The organism is Bacteroides neonati (assembly GCF_000499785.1).
Classification (GTDB): Bacteria; Bacteroidota; Bacteroidia; order Bacteroidales; family Bacteroidaceae; genus Bacteroides; species Bacteroides neonati.
Window position 1 is genome coordinate 415,974 of the sequence record NZ_HG726020.1, and the last position, 16,596, is coordinate 432,569.

Consider the following 16,596-nt stretch of genomic DNA (forward strand, 5'->3'; position numbering starts at 1 on the left):
TATGAATACAAACTTAGCCAATATTCGGCAAGAATATACCAAAGGCGGACTACGGGAGGCATCACTTCCCGAAGATCCGCTTTTGCTTTTCAGCCAGTGGCTTCAGGAAGCCATTGATGCGAAGGTCGATGAACCGACCGCTGTTTTAGTAGGCACCGTATCGCCTGAAGGACGCCCATCAACCCGTACCGTTCTGCTAAAAGGGTTGCATCACGGAGCGTTCATCTTCTATACCAATTACGAAAGCCGCAAGGGACAACACTTGGCACAAAACCCGTTCATCTCGCTCTCTTTCGTGTGGCATCAACTGGAAAGGCAGATACACATCGAAGGGATAGCCCATAAAGTTCCGGCAGCAGAATCGGACGCTTATTTCAGTCAACGCCCCTATAAAAGTAGAATAGGCGCACGCATCTCTCCCCAAAGTCAACCCATCAAAGACCGCATGCAACTGATTGCCGCTTTTGTTAAAGAAGCCACGCGATGGGTAGGACAAGAGGTACCCCGACCCGAACACTGGGGCGGATATGCCGTAACGCCTCAACGCATTGAGTTCTGGCAAGGACGGCGCAACCGCCTGCACGACCGCTTTCTATATACCCTGCAATCCGATGGGAAGTGGCAGAAAGAGCGCTTGGCACCTTGATTTTCGCCCGATTCCTTGCCTAATACACGGGGAATCTGTAATATTGCAATTCTAAATGACAAACTTATGAAACTGGATTACGTTTATCACAGTGGCTTCGCTATCGAAGCACCGGGCGTTACGCTTATTTTGGATTACTACAAAGACTCTTCCGAAACAGTACACAACCAAGGTATTGTGCACGATGAGCTACTCCAAAGACCCGGAAAGCTGTATGTACTCTGCACACATTTTCATCCCGACCACTTCAACCCAGAGGTACTGCAATGGAAAGAGCAACGCCCCGATATTCACTACATCTTCTCTAAAGACATCTTACGTCACAGGCGCGCCAACAAAGAGAGTGCCTATTATATAAGTAAAGGCGAGAGTTACGAGGACGATACCCTGCGCATCGATGCTTTTGGATCGACCGATGTAGGCAGTTCCTTTCTGATACACCTGCAAGGAATGCGTATCTTCCACGCGGGCGACCTCAACAACTGGCATTGGAGCGAAGAGTCGACCGAGCAGGAGATCAACAAAGCCAACGGCGACTTTCTGGCCGAGGTAGCCTACATCAAAGCATCGGCACCCGCAGTAGATGTAGCGATGTTTCCGGTTGACTCCCGCATGGGGAAAGATTATATGAAAGGAGCCAAACAGTTTATCGAACAAATAAAAACTACTATATTTGTACCCATGCATTTCGGCGAAGATTATGCGGGAGGCAATGCCTTCTGTGATATAGCAGAAGCAGCCGGTTGCCGCTTCATTAAAATCGATCACCGGGGCGAACGTTTCGACATTACTAAATAACACATAATAATTATGAACAGATTAACACACCTTTTTCTTGTATTACTTTTAGCCTGCGTACCTATGGGTATCATGGCTCAAGACAATGACGATAATGATGATAGCAGATACCTGGTAGGCGCAGTGCCCGAGGTAAACGGCAAAGTTGTCTTTTCAAAAGAGTTCAGCATCCCCGGCATGTCTCAACAGCAGATATTCGAGCGCATGCAAAAATGGCTTACCGAACGACTAAAAGCGAACAACAACGTGGATAGCCGCGTAGTATATACCGATGCAGAAAAAGGAACCATAGCCGGTGTTGGCGAAGAGTGGTTGGTGTTTAAATCAAGCGCTCTGTCACTAGACCGCACGTTGCTGAACTATCAAATCACCATCGGCTGCCAACCATCCAAGTGCTTGGTCGAAGTAGAGAAGATACGCTATACCTATCGCGAGAAAGAGAAATACACAGCCGAAGAGTGGATCACAGACAAGTATGCACTCAACAAAGCACAGACCAAACTGGTACGCGGTCTTGCCAAATGGCGCAAAAAAACAGTAGACTTTGCCGATGATATCTTTGCCGAAGCAACCAAAGCATTAAGTGCATCGAACAGTCAACCTCAAGTAGAGAAAGCTCCTAAAAAGGCAGCTGTAACCTCAGGCCCTGTAGTTATCGGTGCTGCTACCCCTGTTAGCTCTCCCGATATGCCCGGATATAGAAGCGTTGCACCCGATCAATTACCGGCCGGTGCCATTCAGATGGGTAGCGGCAAACTCGTAATTGCCATCGGCAAGGATGCCTTCAATATGACCATGATGACTGCCAATGCCGGCGGATCGTTGGGCAAAGTATCCGGAAAACCTGTCGTATTCAGCATCCTATCGCCCGACCAACCTTATGAGTCGTTCGAGAAGGCAGATACCTACTCGGTACGCTTCTACCCCACCAACCAAACTGAGCCATCGGTTATTCTCGAATGTAAGAAACTACCCGCAGCCGCTCCGATGGAAGGACAACCCCGTACATACGTAGGTGAAATTGTAAAAGCTTGGATGAAATAAAAGAAGAGTTGAATAACCCCAAAAACAATCGTTATGGAAATAAAAGCAAGATTTGACCATTTCAATATCAATGTAACCAACCTCGAACGCAGCATTGCTTTCTACCAGAAAGCACTCGGGCTCAAAGAACACCACCGCAAAGAGGCCGCCGACGGCTCTTTTGTATTGGTTTACCTGACCGATGAGTCGACCGGATTCCTATTGGAACTAACCTGGCTCAGAGATCATACCGATAGCTATGAACTGGGCGAGAATGAGAGCCACCTCTGCTTCCGTGTGGCAGGCGACTATGATGCCATTCGTCAATATCACAAAGAGATGGGTTGTGTCTGTTTCGAGAACACCTCGATGGGGCTTTACTTCATCAACGATCCGGATGACTACTGGATAGAAGTATTGGGGGAGAAAAAGCACTAATTAGCTTCCCTTAAAAAGTATATTTTCAGCGAAACATTCTCTTTCAGAAGTGTTTCGCTGATTTTGTTTATTAGCTATCAAAAGAATCTTCATGACTCTCCCATTATTTCAAAATGCTACTCCTACTTTTAAGAACAAAGAGTGTCGGGATTGATTCATTTTTGAGCTACCATCAATCGAATAACTACAGTAGTTGTAACCGATAGCCGGAATAATGCTGATTCTCTTATCCAGTAACTTGTATCCGAAAGAAAAATCGAATAACCACTTGCCATCTTTATTATTTTCAGATGTAGCCAGATTATAACCGACATCACCATTTAGTAAAAACCGCTTGTTGGTGAACGGGTGATACCTAAAGTCGATAAACACAGGTAGCGTATTCAGACCCTCCAGCTGCGTGTAGCTATTGATCCCAATACCGGCACCTAAAGACAAATCGGGAGTTACATAATAGCCAAGCAAAGCCCTGATTAAGCTCATGGCTATTTTGTGGTCGCTACCGTATGACACATCATACGCATCTCCTTTGTCGGAGAGTGAGATTCCGTAACCTACCTCAACAGCACCCCAAAGCTTGCGGTTCTGTGCATACGAACAAGTTGCTGTGAACAGCAGGACAACCAATAATAGTTTTCGCATATCAATTTTATTTAGTGAATCTTATACCTTTCCACGTTTCGTTGAAGTAACAGGCACTAAACATATCCAGAGCTCCGATTATAAATGCCGTTGGCGTAAAACCAACTCATCCGTCAAGCCAGATTCTTTTTGACTGATCAAACATCCTATTTATGTCTGGCCGCTCTTTTTCTTCGAATTTCCGCCTTCATCTTGGCCGAATCAGAACCGTGCAAACCTTTAATGTATTTTGCTTTTTTCGCCTTTGTTTTCACCTTTTTGTCATCTTTTCCGGTCGATTCTTTCTTCCCTTTAAAGACAATTCCACCGAACATTGCATCCTCTATACTCATAATCTTTCTCTATTAATTCATTTTTTCTGTGGACAAAGATAATCGTTTTCTGCGAATTACCTATCTTTGCAGGCTATAACAATAAACAACCATTCGATGGAAACAACATTGCTTGCTCCCGAAAAGGACCCGATGGGTGCCGCCATAGCCGATTACTTTAACCTGCATAAAGCCGGAAAACTACGTGTATTCTCTTCTCAATTCGACGAAGACGAAATCCCCGTCAAAGACCTCTTTCGTACCACCAAGCTGATGCCTTTACTCGAACGTACCGCACTCGAATTAGCTTCGGGACGCATTCTTGATGTAGGTGCAGGCAGCGGATGCCATGCATTGGCTCTTCAAGAGCAAGGCAAAGAGGTATGTGCCATCGACATCTCTCCGCTCTCTGTCGAGGTGATGCAGAAGCGTGGTGTGAGCAACGCCTGCTTGGTTAACTTGTTCGACCAGCGGTTTACCGATACGTTTGATACCATCCTCATGCTTATGAATGGTTCGGGCATCATCGGCCGACTGGAGAATATGCCCGCTTTCTTTCAAAAGATGAAACAACTTCTTCGCCCGGGCGGATGCATCCTAATGGATTCGAGCGACCTACGCTATCTTTTCGAAGACGAGGACGGCAGCTTCTTGATTGATCTGGCAGCCGATTATTATGGAGAAATCGACTTCCAGATGCAATACAAAACCATCAAAGGCGAATCGTTTGATTGGCTATACGTTGACTTTCAAACACTCAGCCTCTACGCCGCCGAATGCGGTTTCAAGACCGAGCTTATCAAAGAGGGCAAGCACTACGATTATCTGGCGAAGCTGACGGTTGAATAAATTATTTTTTCAACTCTTCATCTATCGCCTGTACCAACGAGCTGAACTCTTCTTCATTGTATAGACGAGTCAGCTTAAGTATCTTTCCATCGCGACCAATCAGTACATTGCGCGTAATACCCGACTGACGAAGCGCATACTTCGCAAAAATATCAGCACCCGGATCGAGCCCCATCGGATAAGTAACACCCGTAGCTTTCATAAAAGCAAGTACTTTATCCAATGGCTCATCGCGGTCGATACCGATCAGCATGAACTGCGGGTTGCTTTTATTCTTCAACCAAATATCTTTCTCGATAAAAGGCATCTCTTTGCGACATACGCCACACCAACTGGCTGTAAACTGCAACATCACTACCTTACCGCGCAATGACGACAGGCTTACCTGCTTACCGTCGGTCAAGGTGATGGTAAAGTCGGGTGCCATCTGCCCTACTTTCACTATGTAACCGGTACTATCGGCTTCGACTGCCGTTACATTCGTTTCATCGGTAGCCGCAGCTACCTCTTTGTTCGCCTTCGCCTGTCCGGCACATGCCACGTTGCTTAACGCAAACAGCCCTAAACAACAGATACTTAAAAAAGTTTTCTTCATCCTTTTAATCTTATTTACTTTCGAGCAAAACTACAAAAAAGTATTTTATTATCCTTGTATATTCGATAATTATTTGCAAAATGGCTCTACCTACGAATCGAGCACCGCAAGGAATAACGAAATAGTAGACGAAGTTGCTGAATACACAAGTATCTCTGTAAATAGAATAAATATTAAAGGAAAAGAGGAAGTAAGTAATGATGAAAAAAGCAGAAGAAACAAGAGGTATGAAAATGATATAAAATATTGAAAAACAATAATATACAGAATTATAAATCAAGTATACATACTATTATTTTTCTTAGCTTGCAAAAGAACTATTTTAACGGTGCGTTAAGTACGTAGTCTTGGTAGCAATGAGTACGTACTCTTTGTTACTAAAACTACGTACTTTTGCTATAGAAGCTATTAAAAAGCTGTTTAACGGCGAAATACTGCCCTTTACCGGCAAGCTCCGATCCCCCGAACATAACCAAGATTTCAATGTACAGGATGCCAAGTTGCAACTGTTCAAAGAACGGGATAATCCGGACAGATTCCGTCTTTCCCTCAATAGTCAGAATATCCTCTACTGGTTCAAACAAAAATATCAGGAATTGAAACAGGTTGTTAAACCTCATATTAGACCTACTATAAAGCCGGAAGTGAGCAAAAGTTTTAAGAGGTAATCCGTGCTGTATACCAATTATTTACTAAATTTGCAGGCAATAACAAAAATATAATAGCTTTATGAGCGGAAGTCATTTTACTTCGTTAAACCCTCAACATAAGTTGTTTGGCGAGCTTAAAGAAACTGCACCTGCTTGGTGGCAATTTATAAAAGAGAATATCAAGCCGGGCGGCTTTTATATAGATATTCGCAAGAATAATTCCCTGAATGTCTATTATAATGGAGGTTCGTTGCTTAAAATCACATTGTCGCAAGGCGGGATTAAGGGCAAAATACATGAGTTTTACTTGGGCAGAACAGGTTCAAAATATATTGATTATGAATTGCCCCACTTACCAGCAGATGCTGATAGTATAAAAAAGAGGATAGCCTTGAGGTATAGCGATACATCGGAAAGTGGTATCAAAGCAAGACTTATATGTTCTTCCGGAACAAATTACATAGACTCCGAATTTGCTTTTCCTGAAATAGTTGGCAAGAAAATAAATTCCAAAGGGGAAGAAGTACCGGATTATCTGACAACCCGTATCGATCTTACTAAAATCGAAAATGGCAAAATTATCTTTGTAGAGTTAAAACGAATTGAGGATAGTAGACTTCTCACTAATGAGTATGAGAATGGCAGCCCTGAGATACTCTCCCAAATGGGAGCATATAATCAATTCACCCAAAAACACAAACAAGAAATAATCGAGTATTACAAAACTCTTTTCGCAATAAAACGTGACCTTGAGATATTGCCTCTTAGTTTGGCCGGTATAGATAACATAGATGAATATGAGCTTTGTGAGAATGTGGAACTATATATAGAACCTTATAATAAACTGAATCAGGCACGGATACGAAGAATTGAAGCTATTAAAACAATTCTCAACAGAAACAATATCATTCATAATCTATGAAAATCATCGTTCATAGGGGTATAGACCAGATCGGAGGTTGTATAACGGAAATATCTACCGTCAAAGCCCGGATATTGATTGATCTGGGACAGAACTTACCAAATGGCGAGGGGGTTGTAGATGATGATTTGGCAAGCCATGAAGCGATAGAGTCGATCACGCAAGGCGTTGATGCCGTATTCTATACTCACTATCATGGCGACCATTTAGGACTATTCCATTATGTTCCTGATAATGTTAGACAATATATAGGCAAGGTTGCCAAGCGTGTCGCATTATGCAAACACAGACAACTTTCATATATCAAAGGTCGTGAGCAACAATCGAAAGAAGAAATTGCTAAACTTGAAGGAATGGGCGAACTCTCTCCCGGACAAACAATAACCGTGGGAGATATCAAGATAACTCCGTTTTTTGTAAGCCACTCGGCTTACGATGCTTATATGTTCCTAATCGAAGCGGACGGCAAAAGAATGCTACATACAGGCGACTTCAGAGGGCATGGATATTTGAGTAAAGGCTTACTACCAACCATTGAAAAACTTATCTTATCGCAAGGTAAAGTTGATTTTCTGATTACTGAGGGAACTATGCTTTCGCGGCTTGGCGAAAAAGTGATGAGCGAAAACGAGTTGCAAAGGAAAGCTGGGGAAATAATGACACGCTACAAAAACGTGTTTGTGATGTGCTCCTCTACGGATGTGGAACGTATAGCTACATTCTATGCATCGAATAAGCGATTAAAGTACAGACCGTTGGTGTGTGACCACTTTCAAAAGAATATCCTTGAGATATTTACAAAATCGGCAGGCGAACATACTCCGCTGTTCCGTTTTGATGAAGCCTATGATTTCAATCCAACCAATACCAAATTGTTGGATTGGATGGAGGATAAAGGCTTTTGTATGTTTGTTCGAGCAACTGACAAGTTCAAGGATTACTATCAGGCACTTGCATCCCGGTTAGACCCAAATGAAACAATACTGATATATTCCATGTGGAAAGAGTATATAAATGACAACAGTAAGCACGCTGTGCAGCGATATATTGACTTTGTTTCCATGTTCCCCTATATGGAGACGCTACATACAAGCGGACACGCTTCCGCCGACTGCCTCGCAAAAGTATGTAATCTTGTAAATCCGGTTCTTGGAATAATTCCTATTCATAGTGAAAATTCGGCAAGCTATAAAAATTTGCCAATTAACGAGCATTTACAACAGATAATAATCACTTCATCAAATTCTACAGGTCATGTGGAGATTAGAATAAATCAAAGTCTATAATCGCAGAGAGCAACACCTATTTGATGTTTTTTATAAGGAATCAGCATATTCTTTGTTGTTTATAGAATGATTATAGTTTCATGGAAGATACTTATTCAGTGTTGGAATCCTTTTTAAGTCTTTTTCCCTGCCAAAGAAAGATAAGATTCTTTTCTGCTCTTCAAGGGTAGGTATTCTGATTATTAAATTTCCGATGAATATTTCTCTATATTTTTCCACACAAACAGGTAACCAAACATTGTTTTTCTTGATTTGAAGGTCTCCCATGACCTCTATATCCATTAAAGGAAGATGGAATCTGGCAAAATTGGAACGAAATAAATCATTCTCTTTTGTTTTTGGAGCAACTTCTATATACCTACTTAGTAGTTGCTGTAATTTGAGTGAGTTTGCTTCGGTAGTCAAAATATCAATATCAAAAGTTTCCCCTATCTCTACCTCCGATAGAATCATAGCAGATGCACCTATGATATAAAATTCAGAACTTATTTCCTGTAGCTCAATAGCTATGCTCGCAAGGGTCTGAGTTATTTTGTCTTTAATCTTCATATTTCTATTATCTATAGCAAAAGTACATAATATATTTCAGGATAATAGCAAAAGACGATCCAATTCAGCAGATAAACCGATACCTTATTATAGAAAGCTGGAATCCGATTTGGTATCAATTCCCCGATAGGCTCCTACCATTTCGCAGAAACAGGACTCAAACCATCAAACTTTGTTGTTTCTCAAAACATCTTAAATGAGTCAAGGTAGTATCAGAGGCATATTCTAAAATATTCTCTTGCCTCTGAGGTACGTCGCAACGTGTCACCCTATGCCACTAAATTGGAATCCACAAAGAAAAATCCCCTAAAAGTAATTGACTTTTAGGGGATTTAGAGTAACGATGGAGGTTCCTGGCGGATTCGAACCGCCGTAGACGGTTTTGCAGACCGGTGCCTAGCCACTCGGCCAAGGAACCCTGTTTTCCGTTTTGCGGTTGCAAAGGTAGTACAAATTTTCAAACTACCAAAAAACTCTATCTCTTTTTTAATACACATCTATTCTGAAAGCGTAAGAAACCGTTTTTTTGCACAACCTTCAACGGGAATTAAAGGAAATCACGTACATTTGTATCGATCTAAAGACAGGATAAAATGAAAAGCACCTACCTATTTTTAATTATTGCACTCTTTTCCCTTTTTCCCTCGGCACAGGCCAACGGCTCGGCATACTATTATTTTAAACAGATATCCATCAAAGAAGGACTCCCCTCTTCCGTAACAACCGTATACGATGGCAACGATGGCTTTCTGTGGATAGGTACCATCTATGGAGCTTATCGCTTTGATGGAGAAAAATTGAAAAGATATTCGCCGTCGGCAAAAGGACAGAACATTCCGTACATCTATCGTATCGACGGTGATAAACAGGGAAATATCTGGATGTTTCACCCCGAAGGAACCAGTCGGTACAATCCGGAGAAGGATGTCTTCGAGGCATTCCTATTCAACAATAAGCCCTTAGAGGCACACACACTTTTATCGGAAAGCAACCAACTGATTTTTCCGGTAATCGGCGCATTGCTACGATATACAAAAGACTTGCGATACAACGGACGCATCATCGTTAAAGAAGGAGAAAAAGAGGTGCTGTGCAGAAAAATAAAGATCTATAATGAGAAATATTATATAGCCTCTACCCAATATCAACAATTGGTACTCATTGACCGCCACACGGGAGAGATACAGGAAAGCCCCTTTGGAAAACAAACTAACGTGCAAGATTTCTACGTAGACTCCAAACAAAGGTTCTGGATAGCATATTACGGCAAAGGAGTATCGTGCTATACGCAAGGAGGGAGTTTGATACGGTCCTTTCATACGCGCAACTCTTCGCTGAGCAATGACGTGGTGTTGGATATCGAAGAGCGTAACGGAGATATTTGGCTGGCTACAGACGGAGGAGGTATTAATATCATAAGAGGAGGTACGGAAGAGATCACAGTCTTATCGAACAACAACGATCATAAATTCCCCGCCAACTCGGTAACCTGTCTGCACAACGGGGTCAACAATATGTGGATAGGAATGGTGCGCGAAGGTGTATTGGGAGCCAAGGAGAATTTCATCACCACCTACTCGAAGGTACCGCAAAACGATCCGTCGGGACTATCCGAGAAGTGCCCTTTAAGCTTGCTCGAAGACAAGGACGGCACCATATGGATCGGCACAGATGGCGGAGGTATCAACAGCTTCAACCCGAGAACAGAGCAATTCACACATTTTCCATCTACTTCCGGTGGTAAGATTGTATCCATCTGCCCCTATTCGGATAGCGAGCTATTGGTGTCGAGCTTCACTAAAGGTATCTATCTCTTCGATAAGAAAAGCGGGCGATACCATCGCTTTCAGGCCATGGGAAAGGTCATGGACGATGAAATCAGTTACTCCGGCAGCCCAACCAACCTATTCGTCAATTCCGAAAATGAAATCGAATTTCATGGAGAATATGCTTATCGGTATGTGCGCGACAAGAACCTGTTTACAAAGATACAAGTTCCCTCCAGGCAATATAATGAATCGGCCATTGCCCTTGGAAACTATCAGGCAAACACGTATTATCACAACAAAAACATTGTGTTTTGTTATAACCGACAAAGCGACCGGTTTGAATCAGTATATAAAAAACAAGGGAATCAGATCCTAACAGCCTATCTGGAACCGACAGAAGGACGTATATGGATAGCCGAGAAAAGCGGACTGAGCATCTATCATATAGAAAGCGGGAAAACAACCCCGATCAAACTGCCCGATCAGAATGACATCGTTACCTCGCTTATCATGGATCGCAAAGGGGTTTTATGGATGGGAACCTCGGGTGCATTGTATGCCTATTTTCCCAAAGAACAGCGATTCATTCTTTTTAGTGAATCGGACGGGGTACTTCCCAACGACTTTCTACCCAAACCCGTACTACTGACTCGCAACGGTGATGTGTACATGGGCGGTGCCATGGGGTTGGCCAGAGTCAATCAGTCCATGAACAAGCAAATGCATGAAACAAGCACTGCATTAAGAATTAGTTTACTCGACGTAAACTTAAACGGAAACAATGTGGTGCCCAAACAGATGGGACAAGTATCCCGGTTAGAGATACCGTCGAACTTTTCATCGCTGAGGGTACATACCAAACTGGATGGAACAGACATCTTCCGCAAACGAATTTACAGGTATCAGATCGAAGGGCTAAACCATAGTTTTACCGAATCATCGAAATCGCACTTCTTGATTCCTACTTTGCCACCGGGGCATTATCAGATTAAAGCACAATGCACACAATCAGACGGATTGTGGAGTGTACCTTTTACCCTGCTCGATTTAACTGTGCTCCCACCTTGGTGGCAACGCACCTGGTTTATATTATGTGTTGTTGCTGCACTCATCTCAGCAATCATTTATATCATTCGCCGCCGCGAAGAGCATCTGCAACAAAAGCTGAAGGAGAAAGAGCGGGAAATATACAAAGAGAAGGTGCAGGCGTTAATCAACATCAACCACGAACTACGCACGCCACTGACCCTTATTTACACGCCATTGAAGCAGTTGCTGAGTAGCAGACAAGTACCACTGGAGCTGCGAGGCAAGCTACAAGGAGCTTTTAAGCAGGCACGGCAGATGAAGAATATCATCAACATGATACTCCATATGCGCAAAATGGAGGTGGGGAAAAACACGTTGAACCTAACACCTACCTTGCTTAATGAGTGGTTGCAAGATATAGTCAACGATTTTAAAGATGAGTTCGATATGCGAAATATCCGCTTGGTTTTTGATGCGGACAGTAACATACAGACCGTCTCTTTTGATGTAGGACAATGTGAAATCATCCTTAATAATCTGCTGATGAATGCTTATAAATTTAGCCATCCGGATACTACGGTTACTGTTTCGACCCGGTTGGAGCAAGCAGGAAGTATTATCAGGATCGAGGTATGCGATGAAGGTATCGGTCTGGGAGCAGTAGACCCGCAAGGGTTATTTACGCGGTTTGAGCAAGGAGATCATCATATTCAAGGAAGTGGAATCGGCCTGTCTTATGCCAAGCAACTGGTAGAGATGCATCAAGGAACCATCGGTGCCATGAATAATAAGGAGAAAGGAGCTACCTTTTATTTCACACTGCCCAATCGGCAAGAACCGGTCTGTGTACCCTGTCCGGCAAAGCCTTATTTGAATGAGCTACTCCCCCCTCAGACACTTTCGTTGCAGAAAGCAGAAGTATTGCCGAACCGGTTTCATTCGGTACTCATAGTAGATGATGATCCCGACTTATGCGATTATCTGGCCTGCAACCTGCAAGCTATGTTCGAGGTAATACACATCGCACATGACGGAATGGAAGCCATTCCCATTGTTGTATCGCACCTGCCGCAACTGATTATCAGTGACGTCATCATGCCTCGGATGGATGGATTGGAACTCTGTAGAAAAGTTAAGCAGAGTGCCGAGTTCAACTACATTCCGGTTATCCTACTGGCTTCGCATGCCGACGAGCCAAGTACCGAAGACGGCTATAAAACAGGAGCCGATGCTTATGTGGCGAAACCGTTCGACATGGATACCTTGCTACTACAGATACAAAACATTCTGAACCATCAGTCCATCGTACAAAAGCGATATGCAGGTATCGAACAGGTAGAGAAGAAAGAAGGGAAAATGAATAATCAGGCAGACGAACAGTTTGTTGTTCAACTCAACAACGTGATTCGCGAGAACAGAGCCAATGTAGCACTGGATGTTAATCTGGTAGCCGAACTCATGCGTATGAGCCGGGCTTCGCTTTACAATAAGATGAAAACAACCATCGGCATCGGGGTCAATGAATACATCACCAAGCAGCGAATAGAGTATGCCGCCCAGCTACTGATGACAACCGAATTAAGCATACGGGACATATCCGAACAAACGGGTTTCTCCCATCAACGCAACTTTAGTACTACATTTAAGTCGTTGATGGGAGAAAGTCCGTCGGAATATAGAAAGCGAATCGTTAGCGGTTCCTGATCGGATCGTTGTATTGCACCTGAAGTTTCAGCAGTTCTTTTTTCAACTCTTTGGTCAGTTTCTCAGTTCCCGATTGTCCGTAGAGGTTGTGCATCTCCATGGGGTCTTCCTGCAAGTCGTACAACTCCCAGCAGTCAATATCATTATAGAAATGAATCAACTTATACCGTTCGGTACGCACGCCATAATGCCTTCTTACTGCATGTTCGGCCGGATATTCGTAAAAGTGATAATAAAGTGACTTGCGCCAATCGGGCACTTTCTTACCCCGAAGCAACGGAAGGAATGAAACGCCATGCATATCAGACGGAGTCTTTACACCTGCCAAATCGAGTATAGTAGGGCCGTAATCGATGTTTTGCACCATCTGGTCTATATCTCCCTGTTTGCCACCGGGCAAGCGTACCAACAATGGTGTGCGAAAAGACTCTTCGTACATAAAACGCTTATCGAACCATCCATGTTCGCCCATATAAAAACCTTGATCGGAGGTGTACACAATCATTGTCTGATCGAGCAAACCGCTTTTGGCGAGGTAATCAAGTACCTTGCCTACATTACGGTCAATAGAGTGAATCACCCGTATGTAATCGTGCATATACTGCTGGTATTTCCATTCGGCCAATGCCTTACCGGTAAGTTTAGACTCTTTGAACTTTTTGATAATTGGATCGTAGTGCTTATCCCACGCTGCTTTTTGTTCCGGATTCAGTCGGTTGTACATACTTCGCCCGGCCTGTTCGAGTCCGGTCTTGGTATGAATTTCATCCTCTTTATCGGCCATCTTGAGATCGTATATCAAATCCATGTCTTTAATGATACTCATCTCTTGCTTGGATGCAGGGATTCTCCCCTCATACTTATCGTAGAAGTTGGCAGGAAGTGGGTACACCACATCTTCATTCAGGTCGAGGTCGCATAAATCGGGCATCCACGTACGGTGAGGAGCCTTGTGATGAAGCAACAGACAGAAAGGCTTACTCTTATCTCGCTTCGTGTCCATCCAGTCGATAGCCAAATCGGTTACGATATTGGTAGCGTAGCCTTCGCGCTGCTGCTTCACCCCATTGGTGATAAATGTGGGGTTGTAATACTCGCCTTGTCCAATGAGAATATCCCAATAGTTGAATCCCGTAGGCGATGATACCAAGTGCCACTTACCAATGATAGCCGTCTCGTATCCTACCTGTTGCAACAACTTCGGGTACGTTTGCTGGCTACCATCAAAGGCACCGTTGCTATTGTCCATATAGCCATTCGCATGGCTGTGTTTGCCTGTCAGCATGCAAGCCCGACTGGGACCGCTAAGCGAATTGGCAACAAAACTGTTGGTGAATCGCACTCCTTCGTTGGCAATGCGGTCTATGTTGGGTGTTTGTGTGAATCGTTGATCGTAAGCACTGATTGTTTGATAAGAATGATCATCGCACATTATATATACGATATTCATTGGTTGCTTTGACTTATCCTTCTTGTTCTTCGGGCTATCAAAAGAGGAGAACGATAAAATCGTCGCTGTTCCTACTAAAGAGTTTAAAAATACGGATGTTAGTTTTTCCATGTTAACTGATTACTTTTATATATTTTACCATTTTGGGTTTTGTACCCATTTGTTTCCTGTCAATGAAAGCATACGAGGTTGGATGGGGAGCAAATAATCTCGCTCTATATCAAACTTCCATCCGCTGCCATAACCTTTGGGATTTTGCGGAAGAATATAGCGCTTCGCATCCCCGGGATTACCGGTTAAGTACAAGTTATTATTACTAGTTTGATCATAAATAAGTTTTGTATAGGAAGTCTGAAGATTACTTCCAACAAAAAGGGCACCGACCGCATGTTTACCTTGGATTAGCACATCAGCTACTGCCCAGCGTTGAATATCCTCAAAACGACGTCCTTCACAGGCCTTCTCAACTCGCCGTTCACGACGTACAACCTGAATATATTTATCAAGAGTGTGAAAAGGATAATCAGCCGCCACATTATATTCGCGATCAAAATCAACGTCCGGCATACCTACCCGATCTCGAAGAGGCTTAAGAGCAGCAGCTATTTTAGTAGCATAAGCAACTCCATCCAGTTCGGCGAGTGCTTCAGCATAATTAAGAAGTACATCGGCATATCTAAATTGAATAGCAGGTGTAGATCCTTTATTCTCGGTATCTAAAGCAGCAGTGTTTGTCGTATTAAACTCGACATATTTCAATAAAGAGTAGCCGGTCGTATTCATACTATAACTATTTCCATCTAAAGGTGGAACGGTATAAGTATACCCTCCATTAGGACGCAACTCTTGACCCGGCATACATACCGTTTGCGATAAACGAGGGTCACGTAAACTGGGTTTTAATTCATCGCCATATACTTTCTGAGCGATCTCACGTACTGCACCTACAAAAGGCTTTCCATCAATTGTCAGATAATCATCTACCAAAGATAATGTAACACCTGTTTGCCCACCTCCTTTATTTAGATAACGAGTTACAGAGTTTCCTACATTATCACCATCGTACATTTTAAACCACAACACTTCAGGGTTCGAAGAAAGATTACCGGTAATAAATAAATCTCGATAAGCTGTCAACGGATTTCCAGTCGAGATTTTCCAAACGCTACGTTCCATTACATCTTGAGCAGCTTGGGCAGCTTGTGTCAAATAACTTTTTATTTTATCATCGGTCACTGCTTTATCATAAAATTCATCACCTTTGGCTTTATGATATTTTTCCCAAGTACCTTCAAACAGTGCTACCTCGCTTTTCAAAGCACGAGCCACATCACGATGTACACGCATCGTAGCACTACTTTTTTGTTCGTTCAAATACTTAATAGCCTTATCTAAGTCATTTAAAATACTATCGGCAATAACTGTACGCCCGGCACGAGCTTGCTCCATTTTTTCCTGCGAAGGATCAAGCGGCTCGTTTACCCATGTCAGTGGTCCATAGTCAATAAACATCTGATAATAGTACCATGCCCGAAAGTAATAAGCTTCCCCCAGACATTGTTCATAAGCCGTCCCCTTATCGGTGCAGTTGCTGATATTTTTAAGCAAGAAATTAATGTTACGAATATATGTGTAATTGGTTAGTTTACTAGCATTGCTCAATGCTATTTCACCGGCCAAACGGGTATCTACAACATTAGAAGACATATTATCACTTTGCATATCTTTTCCAACGATACCAACAGCGGTTCCCACATTGAAGTCTTGTTTGCGTACACCGGTTTCATAAAACTGATCCAAATAGTTTCTTATTTCTCCTGTACTAGTAAAGGCATTGGTCGTTGATAATACGCCTTCTGGCATTTTGTCTAAGTCAAAACAGGCTGTCAAGCACAGAGTCAAAATAAGACTCATGAATATGTGTAATCGATTCAT

The 16,596-nt window shown here is 43.0% G+C and carries 14 protein-coding genes and 1 tRNA gene; 8 read left to right on the forward strand and 7 right to left on the reverse strand.

The annotated features are described in order from the left end of the window. Window position 1: 1 nt before the first annotated feature. The 4 genes from pdxH (at window position 2) to TY03_RS04805 (ending at window position 2,905) form a co-directional block, all read left to right on the forward strand. Window positions 2–646 (forward strand): pyridoxamine 5'-phosphate oxidase, encoded by a 645-nt coding sequence (gene pdxH / locus TY03_RS04790; protein ID WP_042367857.1) that lies wholly within the window; start codon window positions 2–4, stop codon window positions 644–646. 66 nt (window positions 647–712) lie between these two features. Beyond that, complete coding sequence (locus TY03_RS04795) at window positions 713–1,444, forward strand: MBL fold metallo-hydrolase (RefSeq protein ID WP_042367859.1); 732 nt, start codon at window positions 713–715, stop codon at window positions 1,442–1,444. Between the two features lie 12 nt (window positions 1,445–1,456). Beyond that, window positions 1,457–2,488, forward strand: a complete 1,032-nt coding sequence (locus TY03_RS04800) for a DUF4468 domain-containing protein (protein ID WP_042367861.1) — start codon at window positions 1,457–1,459, stop codon at window positions 2,486–2,488. Between the two features lie 33 nt (window positions 2,489–2,521). After that, window positions 2,522–2,905: a VOC family protein gene (locus tag TY03_RS04805; protein ID WP_042367863.1), complete on the forward strand. Its 384-nt coding sequence runs from the start codon at window positions 2,522–2,524 to the stop codon at window positions 2,903–2,905. A gap of 108 nt (window positions 2,906–3,013) precedes the next feature. On the opposite strand, the gene TY03_RS04810 is transcribed toward TY03_RS04805, so the two are convergent. Both TY03_RS04810 and TY03_RS04815 read right to left on the reverse strand, forming a co-directional pair. Continuing rightward, window positions 3,014–3,547, reverse strand: a complete 534-nt coding sequence (locus TY03_RS04810) for an outer membrane beta-barrel protein (RefSeq protein ID WP_042367865.1) — start codon at window positions 3,545–3,547, stop codon at window positions 3,014–3,016. Window positions 3,548–3,693: 146 nt separating this feature from the next. Then, complete coding sequence (locus TY03_RS04815; protein WP_042367867.1) at window positions 3,694–3,879, reverse strand: hypothetical protein; 186 nt, start codon at window positions 3,877–3,879, stop codon at window positions 3,694–3,696. Window positions 3,880–3,975: 96 nt separating this feature from the next. On the opposite strand from TY03_RS04815, the gene TY03_RS04820 reads away from it, so the two are divergent. Then, a complete protein-coding gene (locus TY03_RS04820; RefSeq protein WP_042367869.1) occupies window positions 3,976–4,707 on the forward strand; it encodes a class I SAM-dependent methyltransferase in 732 nt (243 codons plus the stop codon). A gap of 1 nt (window position 4,708) precedes the next feature. Here the strand turns inward: TY03_RS04820 and TY03_RS04825 are convergent, their stop codons facing one another. Next, window positions 4,709–5,302 (reverse strand): TlpA family protein disulfide reductase, encoded by a 594-nt coding sequence (locus TY03_RS04825; protein ID WP_042367872.1) that lies wholly within the window; start codon window positions 5,300–5,302, stop codon window positions 4,709–4,711. Window positions 5,303–6,031: 729 nt separating this feature from the next. Between TY03_RS04825 and TY03_RS04835 the strand changes: the two genes are divergently transcribed. After that, window positions 6,032–6,874, forward strand: coding sequence for a hypothetical protein (locus TY03_RS04835; RefSeq protein WP_042367875.1), 843 nt, complete (start codon window positions 6,032–6,034; stop codon window positions 6,872–6,874). Further along, on the forward strand, window positions 6,871–8,160 hold the full coding sequence (locus TY03_RS04840) for an MBL fold metallo-hydrolase (RefSeq protein WP_042367877.1): 1,290 nt from the start codon (window positions 6,871–6,873) through the stop codon (window positions 8,158–8,160). Before TY03_RS04835 ends, TY03_RS04840 begins: the two co-directional genes overlap by 4 nt. 78 nt (window positions 8,161–8,238) lie before the next feature. Here TY03_RS04840 and TY03_RS04845 read toward each other — a convergent pair whose 3' ends face one another. Next, window positions 8,239–8,709 carry a nucleotidyltransferase family protein gene (locus tag TY03_RS04845; RefSeq protein WP_042367879.1) on the reverse strand — a complete coding sequence of 157 codons (471 nt, stop codon included), beginning with the start codon at window positions 8,707–8,709 and terminating at the stop codon, window positions 8,239–8,241. A 344-nt stretch (window positions 8,710–9,053) separates the two neighbouring features. Next, window positions 9,054–9,127 (reverse strand) — tRNA-Cys (locus tag TY03_RS04850). A 175-nt stretch (window positions 9,128–9,302) separates the two neighbouring features. On the opposite strand from TY03_RS04850, the gene TY03_RS04855 reads away from it, so the two are divergent. Beyond that, the gene (locus TY03_RS04855; protein ID WP_042367882.1) at window positions 9,303–13,211 is read left to right on the forward strand and encodes a hybrid sensor histidine kinase/response regulator transcription factor; all 3,909 of its coding nucleotides are present in this window, start codon (window positions 9,303–9,305) and stop codon (window positions 13,209–13,211) included. On the opposite strand, the gene TY03_RS04860 is transcribed toward TY03_RS04855, so the two are convergent. Then, window positions 13,198–14,772 carry a sulfatase family protein gene (locus TY03_RS04860; protein WP_042367884.1) on the reverse strand — a complete coding sequence of 525 codons (1,575 nt, stop codon included), beginning with the start codon at window positions 14,770–14,772 and terminating at the stop codon, window positions 13,198–13,200. The two genes, TY03_RS04855 and TY03_RS04860, sit on opposite strands and share 14 nt — an antisense overlap. A 24-nt stretch (window positions 14,773–14,796) precedes the next feature. Continuing rightward, window positions 14,797–16,596, reverse strand: coding sequence for a RagB/SusD family nutrient uptake outer membrane protein (locus TY03_RS04865; protein WP_042369165.1), 1,800 nt, complete (start codon window positions 16,594–16,596; stop codon window positions 14,797–14,799).

Coding starts and splice junctions, on each gene's coding strand:
- TY03_RS04795 (WP_042367859.1), top strand. CDS start 713: ATGAAACTGGATTACGTTTATCACAGTGGCTTCGCTATCGAAGCACCG.
- TY03_RS04820 (WP_042367869.1), top strand. CDS start 3,976: ATGGAAACAACATTGCTTGCTCCCGAAAAGGACCCGATGGGTGCCGCC.
- TY03_RS04855 (WP_042367882.1), top strand. CDS start 9,303: ATGAAAAGCACCTACCTATTTTTAATTATTGCACTCTTTTCCCTTTTT.
- TY03_RS04845 (WP_042367879.1), bottom strand. CDS start 8,709: ATGAAGATTAAAGACAAAATAACTCAGACCCTTGCGAGCATAGCTATT.
- TY03_RS04815 (WP_042367867.1), bottom strand. CDS start 3,879: ATGAGTATAGAGGATGCAATGTTCGGTGGAATTGTCTTTAAAGGGAAG.
- TY03_RS04835 (WP_042367875.1), top strand. CDS start 6,032: ATGAGCGGAAGTCATTTTACTTCGTTAAACCCTCAACATAAGTTGTTT.
- TY03_RS04840 (WP_042367877.1), top strand. CDS start 6,871: ATGAAAATCATCGTTCATAGGGGTATAGACCAGATCGGAGGTTGTATA.
- TY03_RS04810 (WP_042367865.1), bottom strand. CDS start 3,547: ATGCGAAAACTATTATTGGTTGTCCTGCTGTTCACAGCAACTTGTTCG.
- TY03_RS04825 (WP_042367872.1), bottom strand. CDS start 5,302: ATGAAGAAAACTTTTTTAAGTATCTGTTGTTTAGGGCTGTTTGCGTTA.
- TY03_RS04800 (WP_042367861.1), top strand. CDS start 1,457: ATGAACAGATTAACACACCTTTTTCTTGTATTACTTTTAGCCTGCGTA.
- TY03_RS04805 (WP_042367863.1), top strand. CDS start 2,522: ATGGAAATAAAAGCAAGATTTGACCATTTCAATATCAATGTAACCAAC.
- TY03_RS04865 (WP_042369165.1), bottom strand. CDS start 16,596: ATGAATCGATTACACATATTCATGAGTCTTATTTTGACTCTGTGCTTG.
- TY03_RS04860 (WP_042367884.1), bottom strand. CDS start 14,772: ATGGAAAAACTAACATCCGTATTTTTAAACTCTTTAGTAGGAACAGCG.
- pdxH (WP_042367857.1), top strand. CDS start 2: ATGAATACAAACTTAGCCAATATTCGGCAAGAATATACCAAAGGCGGA.